This is a genomic window from Bradyrhizobium sp. SHOUNA76 (genome assembly GCF_023006445.1).
In the GTDB taxonomy this organism is placed as follows: domain Bacteria; phylum Pseudomonadota; class Alphaproteobacteria; order Rhizobiales; family Xanthobacteraceae; genus Bradyrhizobium.
Map to the genome: position 1 here is coordinate 1 of NZ_JALBHA010000881.1, position 1,410 is coordinate 1,410.

General features: G+C 68.0%; 1 protein-coding gene. It reads right to left on the minus strand.

Translation table 11 applies throughout. The features are described 5' to 3' along the window. A partial coding sequence (locus tag MOV74_RS38205; protein ID WP_246932686.1) for a pseudouridine synthase occupies window positions 1-1,410 on the minus strand: 1,410 nt, incomplete at both ends.

Here is a 1,410-nt window from a genome sequence, read left to right on the forward strand (position 1 = left end):
CCTCGCTGCAGGTGCGCTGCACCAGCACGCGGCGGCCCTTGCGGTCGTTGATCACGCCGCGCTTGCTGACGGGCTTCGTCTCGCGCGGCGCATCGTCGTCGCTTGAAGCGGACTTCTGCGGCACGTCGAACTGCGCCCCCGCCTTCTCGATCACCTTGTCGCCGAGTTGGTCGCGCAGCACCCGCGACTTGATCTCCTCGACCTGGCCTTCGGGGACCTCGCCGAGCTGGAACGGACCGTAGGACACACGGATCAGCCGGTTCACCTCGAGCCCGAGATGGGCGCAGACATTGCGCACCTCACGATTCTTGCCCTCGCGGATCGCAAACACCAGCCAGACATTGGCGCCCTGGTCGCGCTCCAGCGTCGCTTCGATCGGACCGTATTTTACGCCCTCGACCTCGATGCCATTTTTGAGCTCGTCGAGCTGCGCCTGGGTGACGTCGCCATGGGCGCGAACGCGGTAGCGGCGCAGCCAGCCGGTATCGGGGAGCTCGAGCGTGCGCGCGAGCCCGCCGTCATTGGTGAGCAGCAGCAGGCCCTCGGTGTTGAAGTCGAGCCGCCCGACGCTGATCAGCCGCGGCAGGCCTTCCGGCAGATTGTCGAACACGGTCGGACGCCCCTCGGGGTCGTCATGTGTGGTCATCAGCCCGCGCGGCTTGTGATAGAGGAACAGCCGCGTGCGCTCGCGCTCCGGCAACGGCTTGCCGTCGACCAGGACGACGTCGTTCTTGGTGATGTCGAGCGCGGGCGAGTTGATGACACGACCGTTGACGGTGACGCGGCCCTGCGTGACCATTTCCTCGGCGTCGCGGCGCGAGGCAAGCCCCGCACGCGCCAGCGCCTTGGCGATGCGCTCGCCGGCCTTCTTCGGCTTCGACTCTTCTTCCCGGCGCGGCCGCCGGTCAAAATCACGGTCGCGCTCGCGATAGGCGCCGCGGCCACCGAAGGCGGGGCGTTTCTCGAAGATCCTGCTATCGTCCTCGTTTTCACGGCGCGGACGATCACCGAAACGGCCCTCGCTGCGCGGATGCTCGTGCCAATCGGAACGGCCTTCGGAGCGTTCGCGCGGACGATCGAATTTCGGACGGTCACGGAACGGACGATCACCCGACGGACGGTCGTCGCGCGAGCGCGAAAAGCGCGGACGGTCTTCGCCGCGGCCACCATCGCGACGGTCGTCGCGCTTCTGCCAGGGCTTGTCCTCGCCGCGGTCGCGGCCACCAAAATCCTTGCGCGGCCCACGATCCGGTGCACCACGCGAAAACTTTCGCTCGCCGCCGAATTTGCGCTCCGGGCGATCACCGCGCGGCGCACGATCACCGCGATCGAAATTCGGACGGTCGCCGCGCGGCTTGAAGCTGCGCTCGCCACGATCCTCACGCGGCCCGCGATCCGGCCCGCCTCGCG